At 46.0% G+C, this 21,268-nt stretch carries 18 protein-coding genes; 16 read left to right on the forward strand and 2 right to left on the reverse strand.

The window, feature by feature from the left end; genetic code table 11:
• Nucleotides 1–43: 43 nt before the first annotated feature.
• Entirely contained in the window at nucleotides 44–901 is an 858-nt protein-coding gene (locus ABTV53_RS05745; RefSeq protein ID WP_433751546.1) for a cell wall hydrolase, read from the forward strand.
• Nucleotides 902–1,176: 275 nt separating this feature from the next.
• Here ABTV53_RS05745 and ABTV53_RS05750 read toward each other — a convergent pair whose 3' ends face one another.
• The gene (locus tag ABTV53_RS05750) at nucleotides 1,177–2,391 is read right to left on the reverse strand and encodes an MGDG synthase family glycosyltransferase (RefSeq protein ID WP_433751548.1); all 1,215 of its coding nucleotides are present in this window, start codon (nucleotides 2,389–2,391) and stop codon (nucleotides 1,177–1,179) included.
• Nucleotides 2,392–2,770: 379 nt separating this feature from the next.
• On the opposite strand from ABTV53_RS05750, the gene ABTV53_RS05755 reads away from it, so the two are divergent.
• The 4 genes from ABTV53_RS05755 to ABTV53_RS05770 all read left to right on the forward strand — a co-directional run bounded on the left by ABTV53_RS05755 (nucleotide 2,771) and on the right by ABTV53_RS05770 (nucleotide 11,496).
• A complete protein-coding gene (locus tag ABTV53_RS05755; RefSeq protein ID WP_036611349.1) occupies nucleotides 2,771–3,352 on the forward strand; it encodes a TetR/AcrR family transcriptional regulator in 582 nt (193 codons plus the stop codon).
• A 206-nt stretch (nucleotides 3,353–3,558) separates the two neighbouring features.
• Nucleotides 3,559–5,841: a YhgE/Pip family protein gene (locus ABTV53_RS05760; RefSeq protein ID WP_433751550.1), complete on the forward strand. Its 2,283-nt coding sequence runs from the start codon at nucleotides 3,559–3,561 to the stop codon at nucleotides 5,839–5,841.
• Nucleotides 5,842–6,512: 671 nt separating this feature from the next.
• A complete protein-coding gene (gene gltB / locus ABTV53_RS05765) occupies nucleotides 6,513–11,111 on the forward strand; it encodes a glutamate synthase large subunit (RefSeq protein WP_433751552.1) in 4,599 nt (1,532 codons plus the stop codon).
• A 229-nt stretch (nucleotides 11,112–11,340) separates the two neighbouring features.
• Nucleotides 11,341–11,496: a hypothetical protein gene (locus tag ABTV53_RS05770; protein WP_017690128.1), complete on the forward strand. Its 156-nt coding sequence runs from the start codon at nucleotides 11,341–11,343 to the stop codon at nucleotides 11,494–11,496.
• A gap of 97 nt (nucleotides 11,497–11,593) precedes the next feature.
• On the opposite strand, the gene ABTV53_RS05775 is transcribed toward ABTV53_RS05770, so the two are convergent.
• Complete coding sequence (locus ABTV53_RS05775) at nucleotides 11,594–11,962, reverse strand: helix-turn-helix domain-containing protein (protein ID WP_017690127.1); 369 nt, start codon at nucleotides 11,960–11,962, stop codon at nucleotides 11,594–11,596.
• Nucleotides 11,963–12,385: 423 nt separating this feature from the next.
• Here ABTV53_RS05775 and ABTV53_RS05780 point away from each other — a divergent pair, with 423 nt between their 5' ends.
• From ABTV53_RS05780 to ABTV53_RS05830, 11 genes are all read left to right on the forward strand, one after another.
• The gene (locus ABTV53_RS05780) at nucleotides 12,386–12,745 is read left to right on the forward strand and encodes a hypothetical protein (protein ID WP_433751554.1); all 360 of its coding nucleotides are present in this window, start codon (nucleotides 12,386–12,388) and stop codon (nucleotides 12,743–12,745) included.
• Between the two features lie 155 nt (nucleotides 12,746–12,900).
• Nucleotides 12,901–13,659 carry a tyrosine-protein phosphatase gene (locus ABTV53_RS05785; protein ID WP_433751556.1) on the forward strand — a complete coding sequence of 253 codons (759 nt, stop codon included), beginning with the start codon at nucleotides 12,901–12,903 and terminating at the stop codon, nucleotides 13,657–13,659.
• A 32-nt stretch (nucleotides 13,660–13,691) separates the two neighbouring features.
• On the forward strand, nucleotides 13,692–14,447 hold the full coding sequence (locus ABTV53_RS05790; RefSeq protein ID WP_433751558.1) for a YveK family protein: 756 nt from the start codon (nucleotides 13,692–13,694) through the stop codon (nucleotides 14,445–14,447).
• Nucleotides 14,428–15,102 (forward strand): CpsD/CapB family tyrosine-protein kinase, encoded by a 675-nt coding sequence (locus tag ABTV53_RS05795; RefSeq protein WP_433751560.1) that lies wholly within the window; start codon nucleotides 14,428–14,430, stop codon nucleotides 15,100–15,102. The genes ABTV53_RS05790 and ABTV53_RS05795 overlap by 20 nt, the downstream gene beginning before the upstream one ends.
• 187 nt (nucleotides 15,103–15,289) lie before the next feature.
• Nucleotides 15,290–16,192 carry a UTP--glucose-1-phosphate uridylyltransferase GalU gene (gene galU / locus ABTV53_RS05800; protein ID WP_433751562.1) on the forward strand — a complete coding sequence of 301 codons (903 nt, stop codon included), beginning with the start codon at nucleotides 15,290–15,292 and terminating at the stop codon, nucleotides 16,190–16,192.
• Entirely contained in the window at nucleotides 16,189–16,887 is a 699-nt protein-coding gene (locus ABTV53_RS05805; RefSeq protein WP_433751564.1) for a sugar transferase, read from the forward strand. Before galU ends, ABTV53_RS05805 begins: the two co-directional genes overlap by 4 nt.
• 34 nt (nucleotides 16,888–16,921) lie before the next feature.
• The gene (locus ABTV53_RS05810) at nucleotides 16,922–18,256 is read left to right on the forward strand and encodes an O-antigen ligase family protein (RefSeq protein WP_433751566.1); all 1,335 of its coding nucleotides are present in this window, start codon (nucleotides 16,922–16,924) and stop codon (nucleotides 18,254–18,256) included.
• A gap of 3 nt (nucleotides 18,257–18,259) precedes the next feature.
• Nucleotides 18,260–18,718 carry a PssD/Cps14F family polysaccharide biosynthesis glycosyltransferase gene (gene pssD, locus ABTV53_RS05815; RefSeq protein ID WP_036611329.1) on the forward strand — a complete coding sequence of 153 codons (459 nt, stop codon included), beginning with the start codon at nucleotides 18,260–18,262 and terminating at the stop codon, nucleotides 18,716–18,718.
• Nucleotides 18,715–19,194, forward strand: a complete 480-nt coding sequence (gene pssE, locus ABTV53_RS05820) for a PssE/Cps14G family polysaccharide biosynthesis glycosyltransferase (protein ID WP_433751567.1) — start codon at nucleotides 18,715–18,717, stop codon at nucleotides 19,192–19,194. Before pssD ends, pssE begins: the two co-directional genes overlap by 4 nt.
• Before the next feature lie 38 nt (nucleotides 19,195–19,232).
• The gene (locus ABTV53_RS05825) at nucleotides 19,233–20,300 is read left to right on the forward strand and encodes a glycosyltransferase family 4 protein (protein WP_433751569.1); all 1,068 of its coding nucleotides are present in this window, start codon (nucleotides 19,233–19,235) and stop codon (nucleotides 20,298–20,300) included.
• Between the two features lie 21 nt (nucleotides 20,301–20,321).
• A complete protein-coding gene (locus tag ABTV53_RS05830; protein ID WP_433751571.1) occupies nucleotides 20,322–21,266 on the forward strand; it encodes a glycosyltransferase family 2 protein in 945 nt (314 codons plus the stop codon).
• Nucleotides 21,267–21,268 lie beyond the last annotated feature (2 nt).

Consider the following 21,268-nt stretch of genomic DNA (forward strand, 5'->3'; position numbering starts at 1 on the left):
GTTACTTAGATAAGGGAATTGTTTCGACAGGAGGAATCTTCGAATGAACATTATAAGCAAGAATCGTTGGGTAGCACCGATGTTATCAGTGCTGCTTGTATGTATAGTGGGGGTAAATGTCGTTCAGGCGACGGGGAAGTGGAATGAAGCTAGTGATAGTAAACAGATGACTGAACTTGCGGCTTCTGTGCAAAATAACCAACCATCTACGCAAGAAGAGAGGCGCATGATGGAAGATGGGACAAGTCTGTCTTCTAATCTGTCTGCCCAAACCGTAGCGTGGACTGAATCTTTGCCAGCGAAGAACTGGCTTACCACTGCTCAGGAAGAGCAGGAACTGCAAGAAGCCAAGGCCAAGAACAAAGCTAGAGCGGTAGCTGCGGCCAAAGCCAAAAAAGAAGCTGCACTGAAATTGGCCAAAGTGAAACGTGCCAAAGAAGTCGCTGCTGTAACAACTCCCCCCCAAAAACTATACTTTACACGGACCAAACTTCTGAACCAGGAAGACTCGAAACTCGCAACCTGGTCATACAGTGTGTCCGATAAAGAACTGCATCTGCTGCAAAAAATCGTCATGGCAGAAGCAGAAGGTGAACCGTACGAAGGCAAAGTGGCAGTTGCCAATGTTGTCTTAAACCGGCTGCGGTCAGCCAATTTTCCCGATACCATTTACAAGGTCATCTATCAGAAATCCCAGTTTAGTCCTGTAGCGAACGGACGTATGAAACGTGTGGTTCCCAACGAGGACAGCATCAAAGCAGTGAATGCTGCGTTGAACGGGAAGAAGGAAGTTGCCGATGATACGTATTATTTCTTATCATTGACGCTTGCTGACGATCTGACAGTTGCCCGCTCGCAGAAAAAAGTAAAAACGATCGGTCATCATACTTTTTACAAGTAATCGACCTGTAAATTCTGCAAACAGGCAGGGTAGTTAACTATGTGTGCATCACACGACCCTTCAAAAAGCCTGAATCGTAGTTTTATTTCGTTATTTAAAATATGGTTATACTTTAAATTACCCTTTTTTCTGCCAAATCATACGGTCGAAATCAATGAAAATAAAAGAAGGTTCCCTTCCAATAATTCGGAAGGGAACCTTCTTTGTATATCGTGAGCACTTGCCTTGTCCTCTATAACACCTCATGAGAGCTGTTCTATAGGTCCATAGAGACGTTAGAATGGGATTCTGGTACCTGACAAGGACGTGGCAGCAATTCCGGCTGAGAATCGCTCTACGGGTGTTTTCGTAACTTCGGCTGTCGTCGGGAATAATAAATCATGAACAGCTTGGGCGCAACACGTTGGATCATAGGTTGAACGGCTGCCGGTAATATGTGCTACGTTCAGCGGGCTTTCAGCTTGAGTGGATGCCTGTTCACAAAGCTCGCTGAAACGTTTGGTAATCACATCGGCAGAGTGGATGACCTGGCCGTATCCGGCTTGTACAAAGTATTCACAGTTCTCTTCCTCTTGACCCGCCAGCGGAGGAATGAACAGCATGGGTAACCGCTTAGCCAACGCTTCGGTACATGTCATGCCACCAGGCTTCGTGATTAGCACATCGGATACATCCATCAGTTTGCTAACTTCACGGGTATATCCCAGAATACGAATATTAGGGTGCTGGAAGCAAGGCATCTCCTTCATTTTTGTAATCATTTTCTCGTTGCTACCAAGACAAAACACCAATTGAACACGATCTGCCCAGGACGTGAGAGCTTTCATATGATCCTCATCAAAAGAAAGTCCCCAGCCTCCACCCATAAGCAGCGCGGTAGGCATGTTCTGAAGCCCCATCTCTTGCCGCAGCTTTACTTTGTCGCCCGCTTCCCAGAAGTCTGGATGAACAGGGATTCCCGTGATCTGAATATGGGAGGGATCAACACCCCGGATCTCAAGCAATGCTTTGACCTGAGGGGTAGAGACCAGATATTTGTTCACTTCCGGATTAATCCATGTTCCGTGCACGTCATAATCGGTCACGACGGTATAGAGCGGGATATTCAGACCCTGGCGTTTGAGCCGGGAGATCACTGCATTCGGAAAAGGATGGGTACAGATCACCGCATCCGGTTTCAGTTGGGATACGACCTGTGCCGTCTGTGTATAGAAAATCCGGTGCAACGCCAGCTTGGTAAAACCATTTAATGATTTGTTGTACTGTGTGCGGTACAACAGGCTGACCAGTTTGGGTTGAACCGATAGTGTCTTTCGATATGCAGAGAAAATTAGTGGAGCTACCGTTGGGTTCAAAAATTTGCCTAGTTCAATGACACGACTGTGAACATGTGGACTGACTTTTTTGATGCCATGTGCCAGCGCATGAGCGGCCTGAGTGTGACCGGTACCGAAACCTTCCGATAATAAGAGCACTCTTGGTTTTCGCATGAGTTCACCTTTATTCATAAGTTTTAATTCAAAATGAAGATATTCATTGTTTATTTAGCTATGGAATGCGTTACTACATGAATATACATTGAAGCGCAAAATCATGTTTCTTCTATGAATATTTACACCATATATCTTACAATGAGACAACCTAACTTCATTTATATACGTATTGTTTGAGTCATCTTACACTATAGACGACGACAGAAGGAGTTTCCACTGCATTTAGGTTAAAAAATATTAACCCAATTTTTAAAATGTTAAGGTTGCAATCTTATTTCTAAGGTGGTATTGTATATTTTGACCGAATGACCGAATTGTATTTTTGGTCATTTATGTAGACCGATGAAACAATGAATGTAATTAAAGGAGGGATACGATGGCTCCGATTGACAGGAGACAGCAGGTTATTCATGCAGCAGCCCAGTCGTTTGCCATGTTTGGATACAAAGCAACGACGATGGATCAGGTCGCCAAGATTGCGAACGTTGGCAAAGGAACGATCTATACGTTTTTCACCAATAAGGAACAATTGTTTGATCAGATTTTGGTAGAAGTGATTCAGGAAATGAAGAACATCGCACATCGTGAAGTACATCAGGAAAGTGCATTTTTCGATAATCTGTTTCGGGTACTGGATGCATTGTTAGAGTTTCGTCGTGATCACGATCTGCTCGTTAAGTTATCTCAGGAGCTGAAGGACTTTGGAACGCTGCAGGCCAAGGAAGGATTGGACAAGGTGGAGAAAGTAATCTCCGATTTTCTGGCTAAGGAGCTTGAGAAAGCGAAAGACAATGGAGAGATTCGAGATTGTGATCCGCAAGTCGTCGCATTTATGATGATTCGCCTGTATATTGCACTCACCTCAGACTGGAGCAAACAACATCAACCGCTGAGCAAAGAGGAAATCAAGACTTACTTTCGCCTTTTCTTAATGGAAGGAATTGCTGCTGTAACGTAATCCGAATTTAATCTACTATAATACAAGGATTTTTACGCGTATCAAGCAGGGAGGCTTGTCGGAAGACAGGTTGTTTTTTTGCCCTAAAGTGACCATTTGAGGAAAGTGGTCAGTTCGTGTTTCAGTATGTTTTCTGGAATGAAACATTGTATTTCATTATGGTTATTCCTGCTCATAGAGCAGAGAGATTAAGGGGAGAAAATGACATGAAATCTTTATCCGTGTTTTTCAAGGATGTGGGATCGGCCGTGAGAAACCCGAAGGTGTTGATCCCTGTTATTGCAATTATGTTTATACCGATCCTGTATAGTGGCATTTATCTGGCAGCCTATTGGGACCCGTATGGTCATGTGGATGAGATGCCGGTTGCCGTTGTCAATCTGGACAAAGGCGCTGAGCTGGAGGGGAAAACCCTCCATGTGGGTAGTGATCTGGTGGATGAGCTGAAGAAAAATGCCGATTTCAAATGGGATTTTGTCAGTGCCAGTCAAGCTAAAGAAGGCATGAGTAATGACAAATATTATATGCAAATTACGATTCCAGAGAACTTCTCATCCCAAGCAACAACATTGCTCAATGACAAGCCGGAGCCGGCTGAGCTGATCTATGAACCGAATGGCAATTACAGCTTTGTTGGTGCACAGATTGGTAAGACCGCTATTAAGGACCTGAAAGCAAAAGTCTCAGCCAAAGTAACGGAATCTTATGCAGAAACATTGCTCGACAAGTTCTCCGAAGTATCGGATGGCTTGGCTGAGGCAGGTGATGGGGCAGGTGAACTGAATACCGGCGCAGGCAAACTGGATGATGGTGCTGTTAAGCTTAAGGATAACCTGGCGAAGCTTGCATCAGGAACGCTTGAACTTCAGGAAGGACTTTCTCCATTAAGTGATGGTGTTAACGCGCTGCACACAGGAGCAACCAAGCTTGAAAGTGGAACATCAAATCTTGTATCCGGTCTGCAACAGCTTCAGGCAGCCGCTTCGAGCCAGCTTCAGAGCGGAGCAGATCAGTTGAAGGATGGCAGCGCCAAGTTGGAAACCGGACTCCAGTCTTCACTGGATGGCACAAGTAAGTTGCAGGCTGGCCTGAAATCGTCAGAACAGGGCAGTGCGAAGCTGGCGGATGGTCTGCAAAGTGCCGTTCAAGGCAGCGGTACTTTGGCAACAGGCTTGCAAGCGGCCGTAGATGGCAGCAGTAAGGTTGCTGATGGCGCACAAGGCGTAGCTGCCGGATTGAAGCAGCTTGCTGAATCGAACCCGGAACTGGCCGAAAATGCGGATGTACAGAAACTGCTTGCGGCGAGTGAAGCTGTTGCCGATGGTAGTGCACAGTTGCATGAGAGCGAGCAGAAGCTGGCACAGGGTGCAGATCAGCTGCATCAGGGTAACCAGCAGCTGGCTGCGGGTGCAGCCGAGCTTCATGGAGGTCAGCAGCAACTTCTGGCTGGTGCGAACCAGCTGGTGGATGGTCAGCAGCAATTATTGGCTGGTGCCGGACAGCTTAGTCAAGGAGGAGCACAGCTCTCCGATGGTCTGAAGCAATTCAGCGGCAAACTGGGTGATGCTGCAAGTGGCGGTACATTGCTTGCGGATGGTGCCAAGCAACTGGGCTCAGGGACAACAGCTTTGCAAACGGGGGTAGGTAAACTAAGTGGTGGCGTTCATTCACTAACCGATGGCTCCAAGCAACTGGGTGAAGGCGCGGGCAAACTGGCTGACGGTCTTACCGAGCTAAAAGATGGCTCAAGTGAACTGGCAACCAAGCTGAATGATGCCGCGCAGAAAACATCCGAAGTTAAGAAAACGGATGACGTAGTGAACATGTTCGCTGAACCGGTAAACTCCTCGGAGAACACAGCAGAGAACGTAAGCAATTATGGTACAGGATTGACACCGTTCTTCCTGTCGATCGGTCTGTTTGTGGGATCGTTAATTTCCACGATTGTATTGAAAATGCGGGAAACGTCTGTACCTGGTGCAACAGGCTGGAATCGTTTTGTCAGCCGGACACTGGTATTTGGCTCCGTAAGTATTTTCCAATCGGTTATCGTGGCAAGCTTCATGTTATATGGTCTTGGACTGGAGACGCACAGCGTAGGGCTGTTCTATCTGTTTACCATTGTCACGGGGCTGACCTTCATGTTGATCGTTCAGGCACTTGTGACTTGGCTGGATCTGCCTGGACGTTATGTTGTCATTCTGCTGCTGGTCTTCCAACTTGCGGCTAGTGCAGGTACTTTCCCGGTAGAACTGATTCCATCGTGGCTTCAGGCGTTTAGTCCTTGGTTACCAATGACACACAGCATTATGGGCTTCAAAGCCGTTGTCTCGAGTGGCAATCTGGATGTGATGTGGCATCAGGCGGAAATTCTAAGTATCTATGCCGGTGTATCCATCGTGTTGACGCTGGCCTACTTCCTCTGGAATGGCAGACGTCCGAAAAAAGAAGTCGAACAGGCTGATTCTGGTCAAGTTGTGACGGCATAAGTCGAACCTGATCCTCAGCAGGGACAGATTTTTGAAAAAAACTTTATTTTCTTGTAGTGAAATTATGCAATATAGTAGTCAAATAGTGCAAATAGCCTGTGACCCCAAAAAGGGGTTGCAGGCTATTTTGTATACAAATGCATAGAGAAGTAAAGTTTCGCTGGCTTAAGCAGTGAAAATTTGGTGGAATTATGGATAAACGCAGGCTGCACATGGTACGATTTTCTTCTGTCAGCAATTTAATTCAGTTGTACTCTGGCATAAAAAGTGTATAATTATTCGAAAAAGAGATGAATTTAAACGTCATTACTGTAAAGCTGTACTGCAAAACATTTCTTATCAGAGGTATTAAAAAGTTTAAATTGCGCTGATGTTAGGTCGGTGTTAAAATAATAGAACTATATCAAAAAAACGTCGCTCCATTTCAGTAGCCGTGCCAGCGGCTGCGTGTTGATTTATACATGATGTTTGCCGGATCGTCCGGATCAGCTCATCTCATTTAATGGCTTCTGCCCAATAGCAGGCATTAATTTTGACAGTCTCATGCTGTCACCTCTTCTATCTAGCAGGCTCTATCGCAAGCGAAAGGCCAGCTCCTCCCGTTTCATTGTTGCCTGTTGCCTATGTTCTTGATCTTTCCGAAATACTTCATTATAGAAAGGTTGCGTTCCATGAGACACATCGGATTACCTCCAAAACAGGGTCTGTATGACCCGCAGTTCGAAAAAGACGCATGCGGAATGGGTTTTGTTGCCAACATCAAAGGAGTACCTTCACACGATATCGTTAGTCAGGCACTGACGATGCTCAGTAACATGGAACACCGTGGAGGACAGGGAAGTGAACCGAATTCCGGTGACGGAGCAGGTATCCTGATTCAGATTCCACATCGCTATTTTGCACAGGAAGCAGAACGTCTTGGTTTTGCATTGCCTGAACAGGGCTTCTATGGCGTAGGGATGTTGTTCCTTTCCCAAGACCCTGCCATCCGTGGTGCGCATGAAGAGAGCCTCAAGAAGATTATTGAAGAAGAAGGACAGACGTTCCTGGGTTTCCGGGATGTTCCTACTTTTGATGAAATGCTTGGCCGTTCTGCACTTGCAGCGAAACCTTATGTACGTCAGGTGTTCATTGGAAGATCCGCAGATGTGAAGGATGAGCTTGGATTCGAGCGTAAGCTGTATGTTATTCGCAGACGCGCTGAGCTGGCTATTCGTTATTCGGCAGATGAAGCAGAAGGCGGTTCATTCTACCTTCCTAGCTTGTCTTGTCGCAAAATTGTATATAAAGGCATGCTGACAACGGAGCAAGTTGGAGAGTTCTATCTGGATCTGCAGCAAGATCTCGTTGAATCGGCTATTGCACTTGTGCATTCCCGTTTCAGCACAAACACCTTCCCAAGCTGGGAACGTGCCCACCCGTATCGCTTCATGATCCACAACGGTGAGATCAACACGATGCGTGGTAACGTGAACTGGATGCATGCTAGACAGTCCTTGTTCGAGAGTGAGTTGTTCGGTAACGACATCGCCAAAGTAAAACCGGTCATCAATCCGGACGGTTCGGATACAGCCATGTTTGATAACACACTGGAGTTCTTGTATCTGAGTGGACGTTCCCTGCCACACGTGGCCATGATGATGGTTCCTGAACCTTGGAGCACGGATGAGGGAATGGACCCTGCCAAAAAAGCATTTTATGAATATCACAGCACGATGATGGAGCCTTGGGATGGACCAGCAGCAATGGCCTTCACAGATGGTTTGCAAATTGGTGCAACACTTGACCGTAACGGTTTGCGTCCAGCTCGTTATTATGTAACCAAGGATGACCGCATTATCCTGTCCTCTGAAGTTGGGGTACTTGATATCGCGCCGGAAGAGATCCTCTACAAGGATCGTCTGCGTCCAGGTCGGATGTTGCTTGTGGACACGCAAGAAGGCCGCATTATCTCCGATGAGGAAGTTAAAGCAATCATTGCAGCCGAGAATCCGTATCAGGATTGGCTTGATGAGCATTTGATGGATCTGAGTGAGCTGCCGGAAGCCCCGGAACTTCCTGATCCAAAACATGATAACGTGACCCAGCTTCAGCTGGCATATGGTTATACATTTGAAGAACTGCGTAAAATCCTGGAGCCCATGGCAACAACAGGTATGGAAGCTACGGGTTCGATGGGTTATGATGCACCACTGGCTGTGCTGTCGGATCGTCCGCAGCGCCTGTACAATTATTTTAAACAGATGTTCGCCCAGGTAACCAATCCGCCAATCGATGCAATCCGTGAAGAGATTGTAACGTCTACGGCAACAACCATTGGTCCTGAACGCAACTTGCTGAACCCTGAACCGGAGAGCTGTCGCCAGATCCGTCTCGATACACCGGTATTGTCCAATGAAGACTTTGCGAAGATTCGCCATGTGCGTCGCCCAGGCTTCCGCTCCATGACGATTCCAATCTTCTTCACCGCTGCCGAAGGAGCAGAAGGACTTCGCAAAGCGATGGATTTGCTCTTCGAAGCTGCGGATCGTGTCATCGACAAAGGTCATAACATTCTGATTCTGTCAGACCGCGGTGTGGACGCAGAGAATGCTGCCATTCCTGCATTGCTTGCTGTAGCAGGTCTGCATCACCATCTGATTCGTCAGGGAACCAGAACAAAAGTCAGCATTATGCTCGAATCGGCAGAACCGCGTGATATTCACCACTACGCGTTGTTGCTCGGATACGGTGTAAGTGCCGTGAACCCTTATCTGGCTTTTGAAACGCTGGATGACATGATTCAACAAGGGTTGCTGCGGGGTATCTCGCATGAGAAAGCAGTGAAAAATTACATTAAGGCAGCTACCAAAGGTGTTACTAAAGTGTTGTCCAAAATGGGGATTTCTACGATTCAATCGTATCGCGGAGCTCAAATCTTTGAAGCGGTAGGTCTGAAATCAGATTTCGTTGACCGTTACTTTACCTGGACACCTTCCCGTATCGGCGGAATTGGGTTGGAAGAAGTGGCAGCCGAAGCGCTGACACATCATAACCGTGCCTTTACGGAAAAAGACGGTAACGATAAAGTATTGGATTCCGGTGGCGATTATCAATGGCGTAACGACGGAGAAGAGCATCTGTTCAATCCGCAAACCATTCATACCCTGCAACACGCAGTACGTACTGGGGATTACAAGCTGTATAAAAAATATTCCAAACTTGTGCAAGGTGAGAATGATCAACTGTTGACCATTCGCTCCATGCTGAAACTGAAACCGGTGGGAGCTTCCATTCCACTCGAAGAAGTTGAATCCGTAGAAGATATCATGCGTCGTTTCAAAACAGGTGCAATGTCCTTCGGTTCGATCAGTAAGGAGGCGCATGAAGATCTTGCCATCGCTATGAACCGTGTTGGAGGTAAATCCAATACCGGTGAAGGTGGAGAAGATCCGGCTCGCTTCATTAAAGATAGCAACGGGGATTCCCGTCGCAGTGCGATTAAACAGGTAGCATCCGGACGTTTCGGTGTGACATCGAACTATTTGGTTAATGCCGACGAGATTCAGATCAAAATGGCACAGGGAGCTAAACCGGGTGAAGGCGGGCAGCTGCCAGGACGTAAAGTGTACCCTTGGGTTGCTGAAGTCCGTGGTTCAACACCGGGTGTAGGTCTGATCTCGCCACCACCGCATCACGATATCTACTCGATTGAGGATCTGGCAGAGTTGATCTATGACTTGAAAAATGCCAACCCGCGTGCTGAGATTAACGTGAAGCTTGTATCAGAAGTGGGCGTGGGTACCATCGCAGCTGGTGTAGCCAAAGGCCGTGCCGATATTATCCTCGTCAGCGGTTATGACGGTGGTACAGGTGCATCACCACAAGGTTCGATTCGCCACGCAGGTATGCCTTGGGAACTAGGTCTTGCAGAGACACATCAAACGTTGATGCTGAACAATCTGCGTGACCGTGTCGTCCTCGAAACAGACGGCAAAATGCTTAACGGCCGTGACTTGGTGATTGCAGCCTTGCTTGGAGCTGAAGAGTATGGTTTCTCTACAGCACCGCTCGTTGCACTTGGCTGTATCATGATGCGTGTCTGTCAAATGGATACCTGTCCGGTTGGTGTAGCGACACAGAATCCGGAATTGCGTAAAAATTATATGGGTGATCCTGCTCATGTGGTTAACTTCATGCGATTTGTTGCTGAAGATGTGCGTGAGATCATGGCTGATCTTGGTTTCCGTACAATTCAGGAGATGGTCGGACGTACAGATTGCCTCGAAACGATAGAAGCCGTAGATCACTGGAAGAAAAAAGGTGTGGATCTGTCTGTGTTGCTGCACGTGCCTGAAATGCCGGAAGGCTCTGCACGTTACCGTACACAGCATCAGAATCACCAATTGGAAGAAACGCTGGATATGCAACAATTGTTGCCACTGGCACAGTCTGCTATTGAATCCGGTCAACCGGTTGAAGCGGTGCTTCCAATTACGAACGTTAACCGTGCAGTAGGTACCATTTTGGGTAGTGAGATCACACGCAAATATGGACTCGCAGGATTGCCTGAAGATACGGTTAAATTCAAGTTTGTCGGCTCTGCCGGGCAAAGCTTTGGGGCCTTTGTACCTAAAGGTATGACCTTGACCGTTGAAGGGGATTCCAATGACTACGTAGGTAAAGGACTGTCCGGAGGTAAACTCATCGTGATGCCTTCTCCGAAAGCAACGTTTGAGGCGGAAGATAACATCATTATCGGTAACACGGCTCTCTACGGAGCAACAAGCGGTGAAGCGTATATCCGTGGTATTGCGGGTGAGCGATTTGCTGTACGTAACTCGGGCGCCAAAGTCGTCGTTGAAGGTGTAGGCGACCATGGTTGTGAGTATATGACAGGTGGACGTGTCGTTGTACTGGGCGATACAGGTCGTAACTTTGCAGCAGGGATGTCCGGAGGTATTGCTTATGTGTATGATCCGGAAGGCACATTCCTGAAACGTTGTAATCTGGAAATGGTTCTTCTGGAGCGGATCGAAGATGTAGCCGAAAGTGCAGATCTGCGAGGCATGATTCAACATCATGTTACCAATACAGGAAGTGCTGTCGGTCAGCGCATTCTGGATAACTGGCAAGATGCGGTGAACCAGTTCGTTCGGGTTATTCCGAAGGACTTCAAGCGTATGACTGAGCAGATTGAACGGGTTCAGGCGACAGGCTTGACTGGAGAAGCAGCATTGCTTGCAGCGTTTGAAGCGAATATGCGTGAACTTGCAAGAGCTGGAGGCTAATAACTCCTTGTTCAAAGCTGGAAGTGCATGAATAGGTTGTATGAAGAATAATAGGAGCTATAGGGTTGCCAATCTGGCACCATATAGCTCCTATTTGGCTTTCGACAAAATTAGAACCGCTTCAAAAAACGTTATCGTCATGAGACGACAACATCGAGGAACGTTCTCAAGTATAATAAGGCTAGTTTTGGAGGGCAGGGAAAGTATATAGATAAGAGAGGTTAGCGGAATGAATATGAAGCATCCAAACAGGGACGATCGTAGGCCGACAGGGAAACAAGTCGAAGCAACCCAGATGGACATCATGAAAGTTTTACTGCAATGCGGAATCGACCCGGAGCGTTGGAACCATTTCGTATCCTCCGTCAACAACAAGCGTCCTTAACACAATAGACAAGCATGGAGTGGAGGGAATCAGGACACAAAAAAAAGCCCAGAAGCCAGAGATATCATCTCTCGGGAACTGGGTCCTCTTTTCGGGTTTAGTCCATGCTGCGTTCCATTCGGACAAACGCAATAAAACGACGTGCCTCTTCTTCTGTTAAGGACTTCCCATCAATCATCAGATCGAAGCGTTCCAACACTTCCTTATCCGACAACTCCAAGGTATCAACGAATTCACGTACGTCTTCATCCATCACGACATCGCTTTGCTTCGTACGTCCTATGAGATAATCAATAGACACCTCAAAGATGTCAGCAAGTCTCGTTAACACTTCGAAATCCGGTTTACGACGGTTCTTCTCGTAGTGGGAGAGAGCAGCTCTTGTAATATGAATGGAGCTCGCAAGTTCTTCTTGAGTAAGTCCCCGCTGTTCCCGTAATTCAGCAATGCGATTTCCGTAGCTCATAAGCTATTTCCCCCTGAACGACATCAAATATATATTGAAACAATCCTGAGCCAAGTGTTTGATCAGGGCAGCTTTCCTGCAAAAGAGTAACTCCTCATGTGTTTCCTTTAACCCATTTCCATTTGTAAATAGGTCTGTCTAAGGACATCTCAAATTGTCGTAAATCAAAAGAACCATGTCCAAATACCGCTTGACATGATACGTATTGTATCGTAAATTGGACGTATGGAGTTACAAAATGTATCATTTGGGATATTTTAAGTATCTCCCTGTTGCCTGAACCATATACCTGTGAGAAGGAAGTGGAGGCAGTCCATGTATGCTAATCCATTCTAAAGGAATGAAACCATGTATTCAATAATTCAGGAATGGGCTGATATGAAATTAAATGTCCATATGTACATTCAGGAGTTTCATGGGAAAATGGTAGACCGCAAAAGACGCCCTGTTCTGTTACTTGGAATGGACACTCGAGCAATCACCTTCCTGAGCGACCTGAACTTGCCAGTATCATCAGAAATGCTCATAGGTTTAGATGTTGAGGATCATCATGTATGTGTAAGACTTCAAGCAAGGTTGCAATGGAAGCAGCCCTTCGGAGAGCTCACAATGTATCATTCAAACTTGCATATTCAGCACGAACAGAAACTATATATAACTGGACAGTTAAACACAATGCTTACTGAAGTTCAGTTTCCCACGATTTCCCGTTTTCAGTATGAAAAGGCTACAGAGCAGAAGGCTCTGCAGAAACCCTATCATTACATTGATTTCACCATATAATTCCAAGTCGATTCTTAACATTTTCTGAACAAAACATGTACTTAACGCCATTTTACTATATTTCATAGCGTTATGCATTAGTTCTTTAACACCAAAAGCATTTGCGCAATGAATAAAGGGGCGAGGGGGCTCATACTATTTCAGGAAGTTTGGATATGGTTGAAATGCACTGCCACATATTATCCGGCCTGGATGATGGTCCTGTTCGAATGGAGCAGTCCGTTGCGATGGCTGAGAAGGCGGCAGCCTCAGGAGTTACCTCCATTATTGCTACTCCGCATCACCTGAACGGGCAATACAACAATGAACCGATGGTGGTCAATCAGGCCGTGAACCTGCTTCATGCAGAACTTCGCAAACGCAACATTCGCCTGGAGATCCGTCCCGGACAGGAAATCAGGGTGCATGACAACCTGATTGGAGACTTATATGCAGGAAAGTGCTGCACACTCGCCGGAAGTCGTTACATGTTGCTGGAACTACCCTTTGGTCATATTCCCTCACAGTTCCCCAGGATACTGCATGAATTACGAATAGCGGGAATTACCCCTATTATTGCTCATCCGGAACGCAATCGTGTCATTTTGAAGAAGCCAAGGTTGTTGGCTGATTACTTGCGTCAAGGCGGACTATGTCAGCTCACAGCTCAATCTTTCACTGGGCTTTTCGGACGGAAAGTTCGGCAGTGGTGTTTTCATTTTTGCAAAGAAAACGGGTTTCATTTCATTTCATCAGATGCACATGATACGTGCAAAAGGACATTTGCCATAAGTGAAGGAGAGCGGGCCATCGAGCGTCGATTTGGAGCTGAAGCCGTGAAGAGGCTAACAGAAAATGCGTCGCACATTCTATCGAATTCGTGTCTGGTCACAGAACGCTGGAAACCTCGCAAATGGCTACTGTCCATCTGGTAGTTACATAGGATAGATCACAACGTATAGGAGGAATGAAAGTGGAACTGAAAGGATATTTTCGACTCTTACAAAAGAAACTGTGGTTGATTGTTGCAATTGCTTTGATAGCCGGTGTGGGTGCAGGGGTCAAAAGCATATTCTTCACCCAGCCCATCTATGAGGCAAGTTCCAAACTGATCGTGAACCAGACCTCTAACGTTCAAGGCCAGGCGATGATGGACTTCAGCATGATTCAAACCAATATCAAACTTATTAACTCTTACAGAGAAATTATTAAATCTTCTGCCATTATGGATAAAGTCGCTACCACGTATCCAGACTTGGGCTTAACCTCAGCCCAGCTCATGAATAGCACCTCCGTCTCTACAGCAAGCGAGTCCCAAGTGATGAGCATAACTGTACAAGGGACTTCCTACGAAAAAGCCGCAAAAACAGTTAATGCCATCTCCAGCGTATTTCAATCTCAAATCCCCCTAATCATGAAAATTGATAATGTGGCTATTCTCAGTGAAGCCAAAGTGGATAGTAACGCATCTCCAATCAATATGAAAACCACATTAAGCATCATTGTCAGTCTGTTCGCAGGTCTTGTGCTTGCGATTGCACTCGTATTCCTGATGGATTATCTGGATGACACATTCAAATCCGAAACCGAACTTGAAAAAGAACTGGGCCTGCCTGTGCTTACGGTGATATCCAAAATGAAAAAAGATGATCTGAAAAATACGAAAAATTACGTATCTCAACAGAAAGTGGGGGATGGCAAATATGTCGCGGCTAACCAATGAAAATAACAGTCTGGTGACCTATTTTAACTCCAAATCTCAAATCTCGGAGGGATACCGTAAATTACGGACCAATATTCAGTTCTCCTCAATCGACAGTCATATCAAAAAAATCATGGTGGCTTCCGCTGAATCCGGCGAAGGAAAGACCACAACCATTAGCAATCTGGCAGTGACCTATGCCCAGGAAGGCAAGAAAGTGCTGCTAATCGATGCGGATCTGCGTAACCCTTCGTTGCACCAAGTGTTTTCCGTACCCAATCATGTCGGTCTCAGCAGTGTGCTGTCCAATCAGTACAGTGTGGAAGAGGTGCTTAGAGAGAGCTATATCGATAATCTCCAGCTGTTCACGTCTGGCCCAATTCCGCCGAACCCTTCCGAGATGATCGGTTCCAACCGGATGAAAAACCTGATTGAGAAGTTAGAGGATCAATATGATGTCATCATGTTTGATACACCACCGGTACTCGCAGTAACGGATGCACTCATTGTGAGTTCGCTGTGTGATGGCGTGCTGCTGGTCGTGAACTCGGGCAAGGTCAAGAAGGAACTGGTGAAGAAGACCAAGGCTGCCCTCGAGCATGTAAATGCACGAATTCTTGGCGCAATTCTGAACAATATCAAAAACGCTACAGTTCCGGTGAGTTACGGAGAGTAATCAAAGTTCAACTCTATATGTTCATTAAACAGGTAATGTCTACTGCACCTTTATCACTGTAGGCACTCGGTCATGCTGTGGGTTCAGTGAACCTTAGACGTTAATCGTCAAAGGTATGACGTGAGGACGGGTTAGATGCCCTGGTTCAACTTTTATCAAACTAAAAAAAGAGGATAGGGTGGTATTTATGAAAAAAGTGAGAAAAGCAATCATTCCTGCAGCTGGACTAGGTACACGTTTTTTGCCAGCCACTAAAGCGATGCCCAAAGAAATGCTCCCTATTGTGGACAAACCAACTATACAGTATATCGTTGAGGAAGCCATTGCCTCTGGAATTGAAGACATCATTATCGTAACTGGTAAAGGGAAGCGAGCGATTGAAGATCATTTCGACAACGCTTTTGAACTGGAACATAACTTGCTGGAAAAAGGGAAGCTGGGCCTGCTTGAAGAGGTTCGCAAATCCTCTAACGTGGATATCCACTACATAAGACAAAAAGAGGCCAAAGGACTTGGTCATGCTGTCTGGTGTGCACGTAACTTTATCGGTGACGAACCTTTTGCCGTGTTGCTCGGAGATGACATCGTCGTATCGGAAGTTCCATGCACCAAGCAATTGATTGATCAATATGATCAGGTTCAACATTCCATTGTTGGCGTACAAACCGTACTTGCTGAACAAACAGACAGATACGGCATTGTGGACCCGCTTCAATCGGATGGCCGTTTGACAGAGGTTCTCAGGTTCGTAGAGAAACCTGCCCAAGGCACAGCACCTTCCAACCTGGCGATTATGGGGAGATACGTACTGAGTCCAGAGATTTTCGAACATCTGGAGCAACAGGAGATTGGTCAAGGGGGAGAGATTCAATTAACAGATGCGATTCAGCGTTTAAATGAGACACAAGGAGTGTATGCTTACGATTTCGAGGGAGTACGTTATGACGTGGGCGAGAAACTGGGATTCATTTTGACAACCATCGACTTCGCTCTGCAAAAACAGGAACTTAGAATTCCAATGCTGCAAGCTCTGCAACAGATTCTGGATAAAGAGTCAGTAGAACATGCAGCCGGGGGGGAGTTTGAATGAGTCCATCTCCCCAATCGAAGGAAGCGGAGATTGTTATGGACCCAAGTCTGGGGTACAATGCATCAACGATGTCAGGACAAAATGCGGATAAAGTGTATCTATTTATGAAAAGAATGCTCGATTTGCTGGGTTCTTTCATAGGTTTGATCATTTTGTGCCCCTTGTTTGCCGTCATCGGATTACTGATCAAAATCGAGGCCCCGCAGGGGTCTGTTTTTTTTCGTCAGGTACGGGTCGGACAGAATGGAAAAGAGTTTTATATGTACAAATTCAGGTCCATGGTTACAAACGCAGAAGATCTGCTGGAACAATTGATTGATCAAAATGAAGTGAATGGGAACATGTTCAAAATGAAAAACGACCCCCGCATTACCCGGATTGGAAAGTTCATTCGGAAAACCAGTCTGGATGAGCTGCCACAGTTGTGGAACGTGTTCAGAGGAGAGATGAGTCTCGTTGGACCCAGACCGGCTCTGCCAAGAGAAGTGAAGAACTACACTTCCTATGACAGACAACGTCTGCAGATGATCCCCGGATGTACGGGATTATGGCAAGTCAGCGGTCGAAATAGTGTTGGTTTTGAAGAAATGGTTGAGCTGGATCTGACGTATGCCCGTGAGCGCAGCATGATGGTGGATATCAAAATTATCTTCAGAACGTTCAAGGTGCTGGTAGGTTCGAAGGATGCGTTTTGAAACACGATTCTGGCTTTGAGGTGGCATAGCAGATATGCAAAAGACCGGTATACTTGCTGCATTGAATATGAAGTCGTTTAATATCATTCTTTTTTCGCTGGTAATTGTCTTCGCAGCAATCTATCTTCCGCTAGTCTCGGTTGTTGCACTCTTAGCTGTGATTCTGCTGGGCGTTTATATTAAACAGCCCAGCTGGATCTTTATGATTCTCATTGTAAGTTTTTCATTGTCCATTGATAAGATATTTAGCATTCATCTGGCAGGACTGGATTCGCTGTCCTTCTACAAGCTGGCGATTCTTGGTTTTGTCGTCTCTCTTTTTTTACGCTTTGGTATTCGAAAAGATCTGATATACCCTGCACTGGCGATTGTTTTTTTATTTGTGGAGAGTTATTTTCTATCGGATCTGCCCAGTAAGGTTAGTCCGCTCGATCCATTCAAGGCCTTTCTGGGAGTCATTGTTCCTTTTTTATTGCTGATGCCCCATTTTTCAAGAGAGATCAGTCAACGAATTATACGTGTACTCGCATGGTTGCCACTGTTCAGTCTTGCTGGTGGTTATATTCTGCAACTTGCCGGCATATTGTCCATTACTAACCTGGAGATGTCGGGCGTAACCCGGTTACAGGGAGCCAACATCGCCGCGCATCTGGCCATGTTGTGTTTTATCTCGATCTGCGTCTGTCTGATTCAGATCAAGCAAGGCCATCAGGTTGTTCTGTATTACATGCTTACCTTGACACATCTCGTCATTCTGGTCCAGACAGGAACAAGGGGGCCACTTATTGCGCTTATTCCAATTATTCTGGTCTATCTTTTTGATCAACTGAAAGCCTTCATCAAAGGCAGAGTCAGTGCCATTATTCCTCTCATTTTGTTCATTGTGGCCGTAGGCTATATGGTGATTGCGCAGTGGGACAATTATGAGATGAGGTCAGAGAGCAAAGGCTTGTCGGGAAGGGATGTAGCCTGGAATTATTTTATAGGCAAAGCGAATGAGTATCCGATATTTGGACGTGGGCTTGGCTCAACGCTCGTAGCTAATGATGGAAGTATCTTTTCTGGATTCGTTGTTCCGCATAATGAATACATTCGTTTTTATTACGATGGCGGGTTGGTCGGAGCCATCCTGTTGTTTCTATCGCTGCTGCTGGTGTTCCGGGCTGTTTACTTCCGATTGGGCGGCATGATCCGGTTGTATTTTGCCGGTATGATTATCGGTTTCCTGACCTATTCCTTTTTTGACAATACCCTGTCCACGGTTCATCTGATTGCTCCATTCTGTATCCTCCTAAACGCGTTGTATGCTACGGGCAATGGAGTGTATTCCAAGTCAGGGGCTGGACGTATCCTTTTCAAAGGAGATTAGAACATGAAGGTCTGTTTGATCAGTTCTACAGGCGGTCATTTTGATGAATTAACCAAAATTATTCCTGCGGTTGAAGAACATGATTATTTCCTGATTACCGAGAAGAACAAAAGCAGAAAAGTAGATTCGGCACAGGGCAAAGTATACTTCTTGATGCAGCAAGAGCGGAAGAATGCGATGTTCTTGCTAATCTTTGTGGCTAATATTATCAAGTCGTTCTTTCTATATCTGCGTGAGCGTCCAAAGGTAATCATTACAACAGGGGCGGGAGCTACCTACCCTTTTTGCCTTATCGGTAAAATCTTCGGTGCCAAGCTGATCTATATCGAAAGTTATGCCAAAATCTATTCCTCCAGCGCAACCGGAAGGTTGATGTACAAAATCTCGGATGAGTTCTTTATCCAATGGGAAACGTTGCAGGATAGCTATCCCAATGCGAAGTATAGGGGGGCTTTATTTTGATATTTGCTATCGTTGGAACCCAGCGCTTTCCCTTTAATCGGATGTTTGAGCTTATTGACGAGGCGATTGAGGCGGGCATTATTGTAGAAGAGGTTGTCGCCCAATCAGGTTATACGGCGTATCAGCCGCGAAACTTCACTGCAATTCCCTTCCTCACGCAGGAAGAGATGAATGAATATGTGCAGCGCAGCAGATGCATTATTTCTCATGCGGGTGTTGGCTCCATCACAAATTCTCTTGAACGCGGCAAGCCGGTTATTGTCATTCCACGCCGGAAAGAATGGGGCGAGCATGTGGATGACCATCAGCTTGAAATCTCCAAGGTTTTTCAGGAAAACGGCTATGTGGCCGTCGCGGAGAGTCAGGCTGAATTGCAAAAGTTGGTTCCTGGCATAGAGGAGCTGGCATTCCAGCCCTATGTGAGAAAACAGTCTGATCTGATCTCATCCATTAAAAATTACGTGAATAGTCTGTAAGTAGTCTGAAGATTAACGATGAAAAAAAGGAGTCTATCATGAAACCAAAAGTATTGGTTGTTGGATCATCCTTGAAGGATATGGGCGGAATAGTGAGTGTCATCAAAAACATTGAGGATTCCTCCATCTCGGAAATGTACGCCATGCAGCGGGTCGAAACGTATATCACGGGCAGCGTGTTCTCACGGCTGCTTATTTTTATACGTGGATTCATTCAATTCTGGATGAAGCTGTACACGTTCAAGCCGGATATCGTGCATATTCATATGGCGAACAACGGGAGCTTTTATCGGAAGTCTCTATTTTTGCTAACCGCACGAAAGTTGTTTCGAAAGTCAGTCATTCTGCATATTCATGCGGCCAGCTTTGATGATTTCTACAATCAATTCGCTCTGCAGCGCAAGTATTGTCACTATATTCTGAATCAGGCAGATAAGTTGATTGTCTTGTCTCAAACGTGGAAAGAATACTTTGCTACGATTGTGCCAGAGACATCCATCGAGGTTCTTTATAACGGGGTCTTTGTCAAAGAACCGTTTGCCAGAGAACAACAGGCGGCCGTTAATGCTCTCTTCATGGGCAGACTGGGTGAGCGAAAAGGAGTCTACGATCTGCTTCAGTCCATTCAGCAATTGAAGGCACTGGGCGTTACAGCTAACTTCAATCTGGCAGGGGATGGCGAAGTTGAAGAAGTCAAAGCACTTGTACAGCAGTATGGAATTGAGGACAGTGTCAACGTACTCGGCTGGATTAACGGAGAGCAAAAGGAAAAGCTGATGCGGGAAGCGGATCTATTGGTCCTGCCTTCTTATCATGAGGGATTACCTATGGCCATACTTGAAGCAATGAATTGTGGCTTGCCCATTATATCGACCACCGTCGGAGGCATCCCCGAAGTGATTACATCCGGTCATAATGGGCTGTTAATCGAGCCGGGAGATGTGCACGGGCTAACCTCAGCGCTGGAATATCTCATCACGGATGAAGAGGTTAGAGCAAGAATGGGTTCACATAACAGAGCGATTATATCGGATAAGTTCGATATGAATCTTCTCGTAGGCAGATTGTCAGGAATATATGATGCACTTCAAGTGAAGGTATCCTAGTGAACAGGAAAAGGTGATGAAATGAACCCCTTGGTATCTTGCATCATTACGACCCATAATCGGGCCGAGTTGTTGAAAAATGCGTTGAGAAGTGTACAGGATCAAACACATCCCTACCTGGAGATTTTCATAGTAGATGATGGTTCAGAAGATCAGACGCCGGAAATCTGTCAGGCTTGGACCCGGGAAGATTCACGCATTCGGTACATCCGGGTTCCGTATCCCAAAGGAGCCAACCATGCACGGAATGTGGGGATATCCCATGCCAATGGCAAGTATATTGCATTCCTGGATGATGACGATGAATGGATGGCTGACAAAATTAAAACCCAGGCGGAAGTGCTGGAGCGGACCAAGGAATCCTTTACCTTTTGCAGCAAATATCTCGCATATACGAATGAGCAGCATCAGGTGGTCAAACGGAAATTGTCGGTGGAGCCTCGTGATGTTGTACGGTATGAGGATCTTCTTACATTCAACTGGATCGGGGAAACCTCCAAAATCATGGTACTTACCTCGTTGGCCCGTGAAGTTCGATTCGATGAGAATTTGACATCCGCCCAGGATTATGACTTTTATCTTCGGATTTTGAAACGAGGCTACATCGCTGTGAATGTGAAAGAACCGCTGGTGGATATCAACATCCATAATGGGCCGCGCATTTCAACCTCTACAACGGCCAAGTACAAAGGCCAACGCAAGATTATTTTGAAATACTACAATGATATGTCCAAGGAACAGAAACGCCGTCAGTTACACCACTATCGAATGCTGGAATGGTCGAGAAATACACTTCGCAATAACGTTTATTTGAAAAAAGCACTGTCGCTGTATCCCTGGTGGAAAGATTGGGTGCTGCTCAAGCGTAATACCAAAATTATGATGCAAGGGTTTCTGATGAGATTTCATGCAAGGCGCGCAGTTGGAACGTATACAGAGGAACCTGTGCGAATGAAACTAAAGTAAGA

It is taken from the genome of Paenibacillus amylolyticus (assembly GCF_050990605.1).
GTDB lineage: Bacteria > Bacillota > Bacilli > Paenibacillales > Paenibacillaceae > Paenibacillus > Paenibacillus amylolyticus_H.

Excerpts from the sequence above, each read along its gene's own strand:
- ABTV53_RS05745 (WP_433751546.1), top strand. The coding sequence starts at position 44 with ATGAACATTATAAGCAAGAATCGTTGGGTAGCACCGATGTTATCAGTG.
- ABTV53_RS05750 (WP_433751548.1), bottom strand. The coding sequence starts at position 2,391 with ATGCGAAAACCAAGAGTGCTCTTATTATCGGAAGGTTTCGGTACCGGT.
- ABTV53_RS05755 (WP_036611349.1), top strand. The coding sequence starts at position 2,771 with ATGGCTCCGATTGACAGGAGACAGCAGGTTATTCATGCAGCAGCCCAG.
- ABTV53_RS05760 (WP_433751550.1), top strand. The coding sequence starts at position 3,559 with ATGAAATCTTTATCCGTGTTTTTCAAGGATGTGGGATCGGCCGTGAGA.
- gltB (WP_433751552.1), top strand. The coding sequence starts at position 6,513 with ATGAGACACATCGGATTACCTCCAAAACAGGGTCTGTATGACCCGCAG.
- ABTV53_RS05770 (WP_017690128.1), top strand. The coding sequence starts at position 11,341 with ATGAATATGAAGCATCCAAACAGGGACGATCGTAGGCCGACAGGGAAA.
- ABTV53_RS05775 (WP_017690127.1), bottom strand. The coding sequence starts at position 11,962 with ATGAGCTACGGAAATCGCATTGCTGAATTACGGGAACAGCGGGGACTT.
- ABTV53_RS05780 (WP_433751554.1), top strand. The coding sequence starts at position 12,386 with ATGGTAGACCGCAAAAGACGCCCTGTTCTGTTACTTGGAATGGACACT.
- ABTV53_RS05785 (WP_433751556.1), top strand. The coding sequence starts at position 12,901 with ATGGTTGAAATGCACTGCCACATATTATCCGGCCTGGATGATGGTCCT.
- ABTV53_RS05790 (WP_433751558.1), top strand. The coding sequence starts at position 13,692 with ATGAAAGTGGAACTGAAAGGATATTTTCGACTCTTACAAAAGAAACTG.
- ABTV53_RS05795 (WP_433751560.1), top strand. The coding sequence starts at position 14,428 with ATGTCGCGGCTAACCAATGAAAATAACAGTCTGGTGACCTATTTTAAC.
- galU (WP_433751562.1), top strand. The coding sequence starts at position 15,290 with ATGAAAAAAGTGAGAAAAGCAATCATTCCTGCAGCTGGACTAGGTACA.
- ABTV53_RS05805 (WP_433751564.1), top strand. The coding sequence starts at position 16,189 with ATGAGTCCATCTCCCCAATCGAAGGAAGCGGAGATTGTTATGGACCCA.
- ABTV53_RS05810 (WP_433751566.1), top strand. The coding sequence starts at position 16,922 with ATGCAAAAGACCGGTATACTTGCTGCATTGAATATGAAGTCGTTTAAT.
- pssD (WP_036611329.1), top strand. The coding sequence starts at position 18,260 with ATGAAGGTCTGTTTGATCAGTTCTACAGGCGGTCATTTTGATGAATTA.
- ABTV53_RS05825 (WP_433751569.1), top strand. The coding sequence starts at position 19,233 with ATGAAACCAAAAGTATTGGTTGTTGGATCATCCTTGAAGGATATGGGC.
- ABTV53_RS05830 (WP_433751571.1), top strand. The coding sequence starts at position 20,322 with ATGAACCCCTTGGTATCTTGCATCATTACGACCCATAATCGGGCCGAG.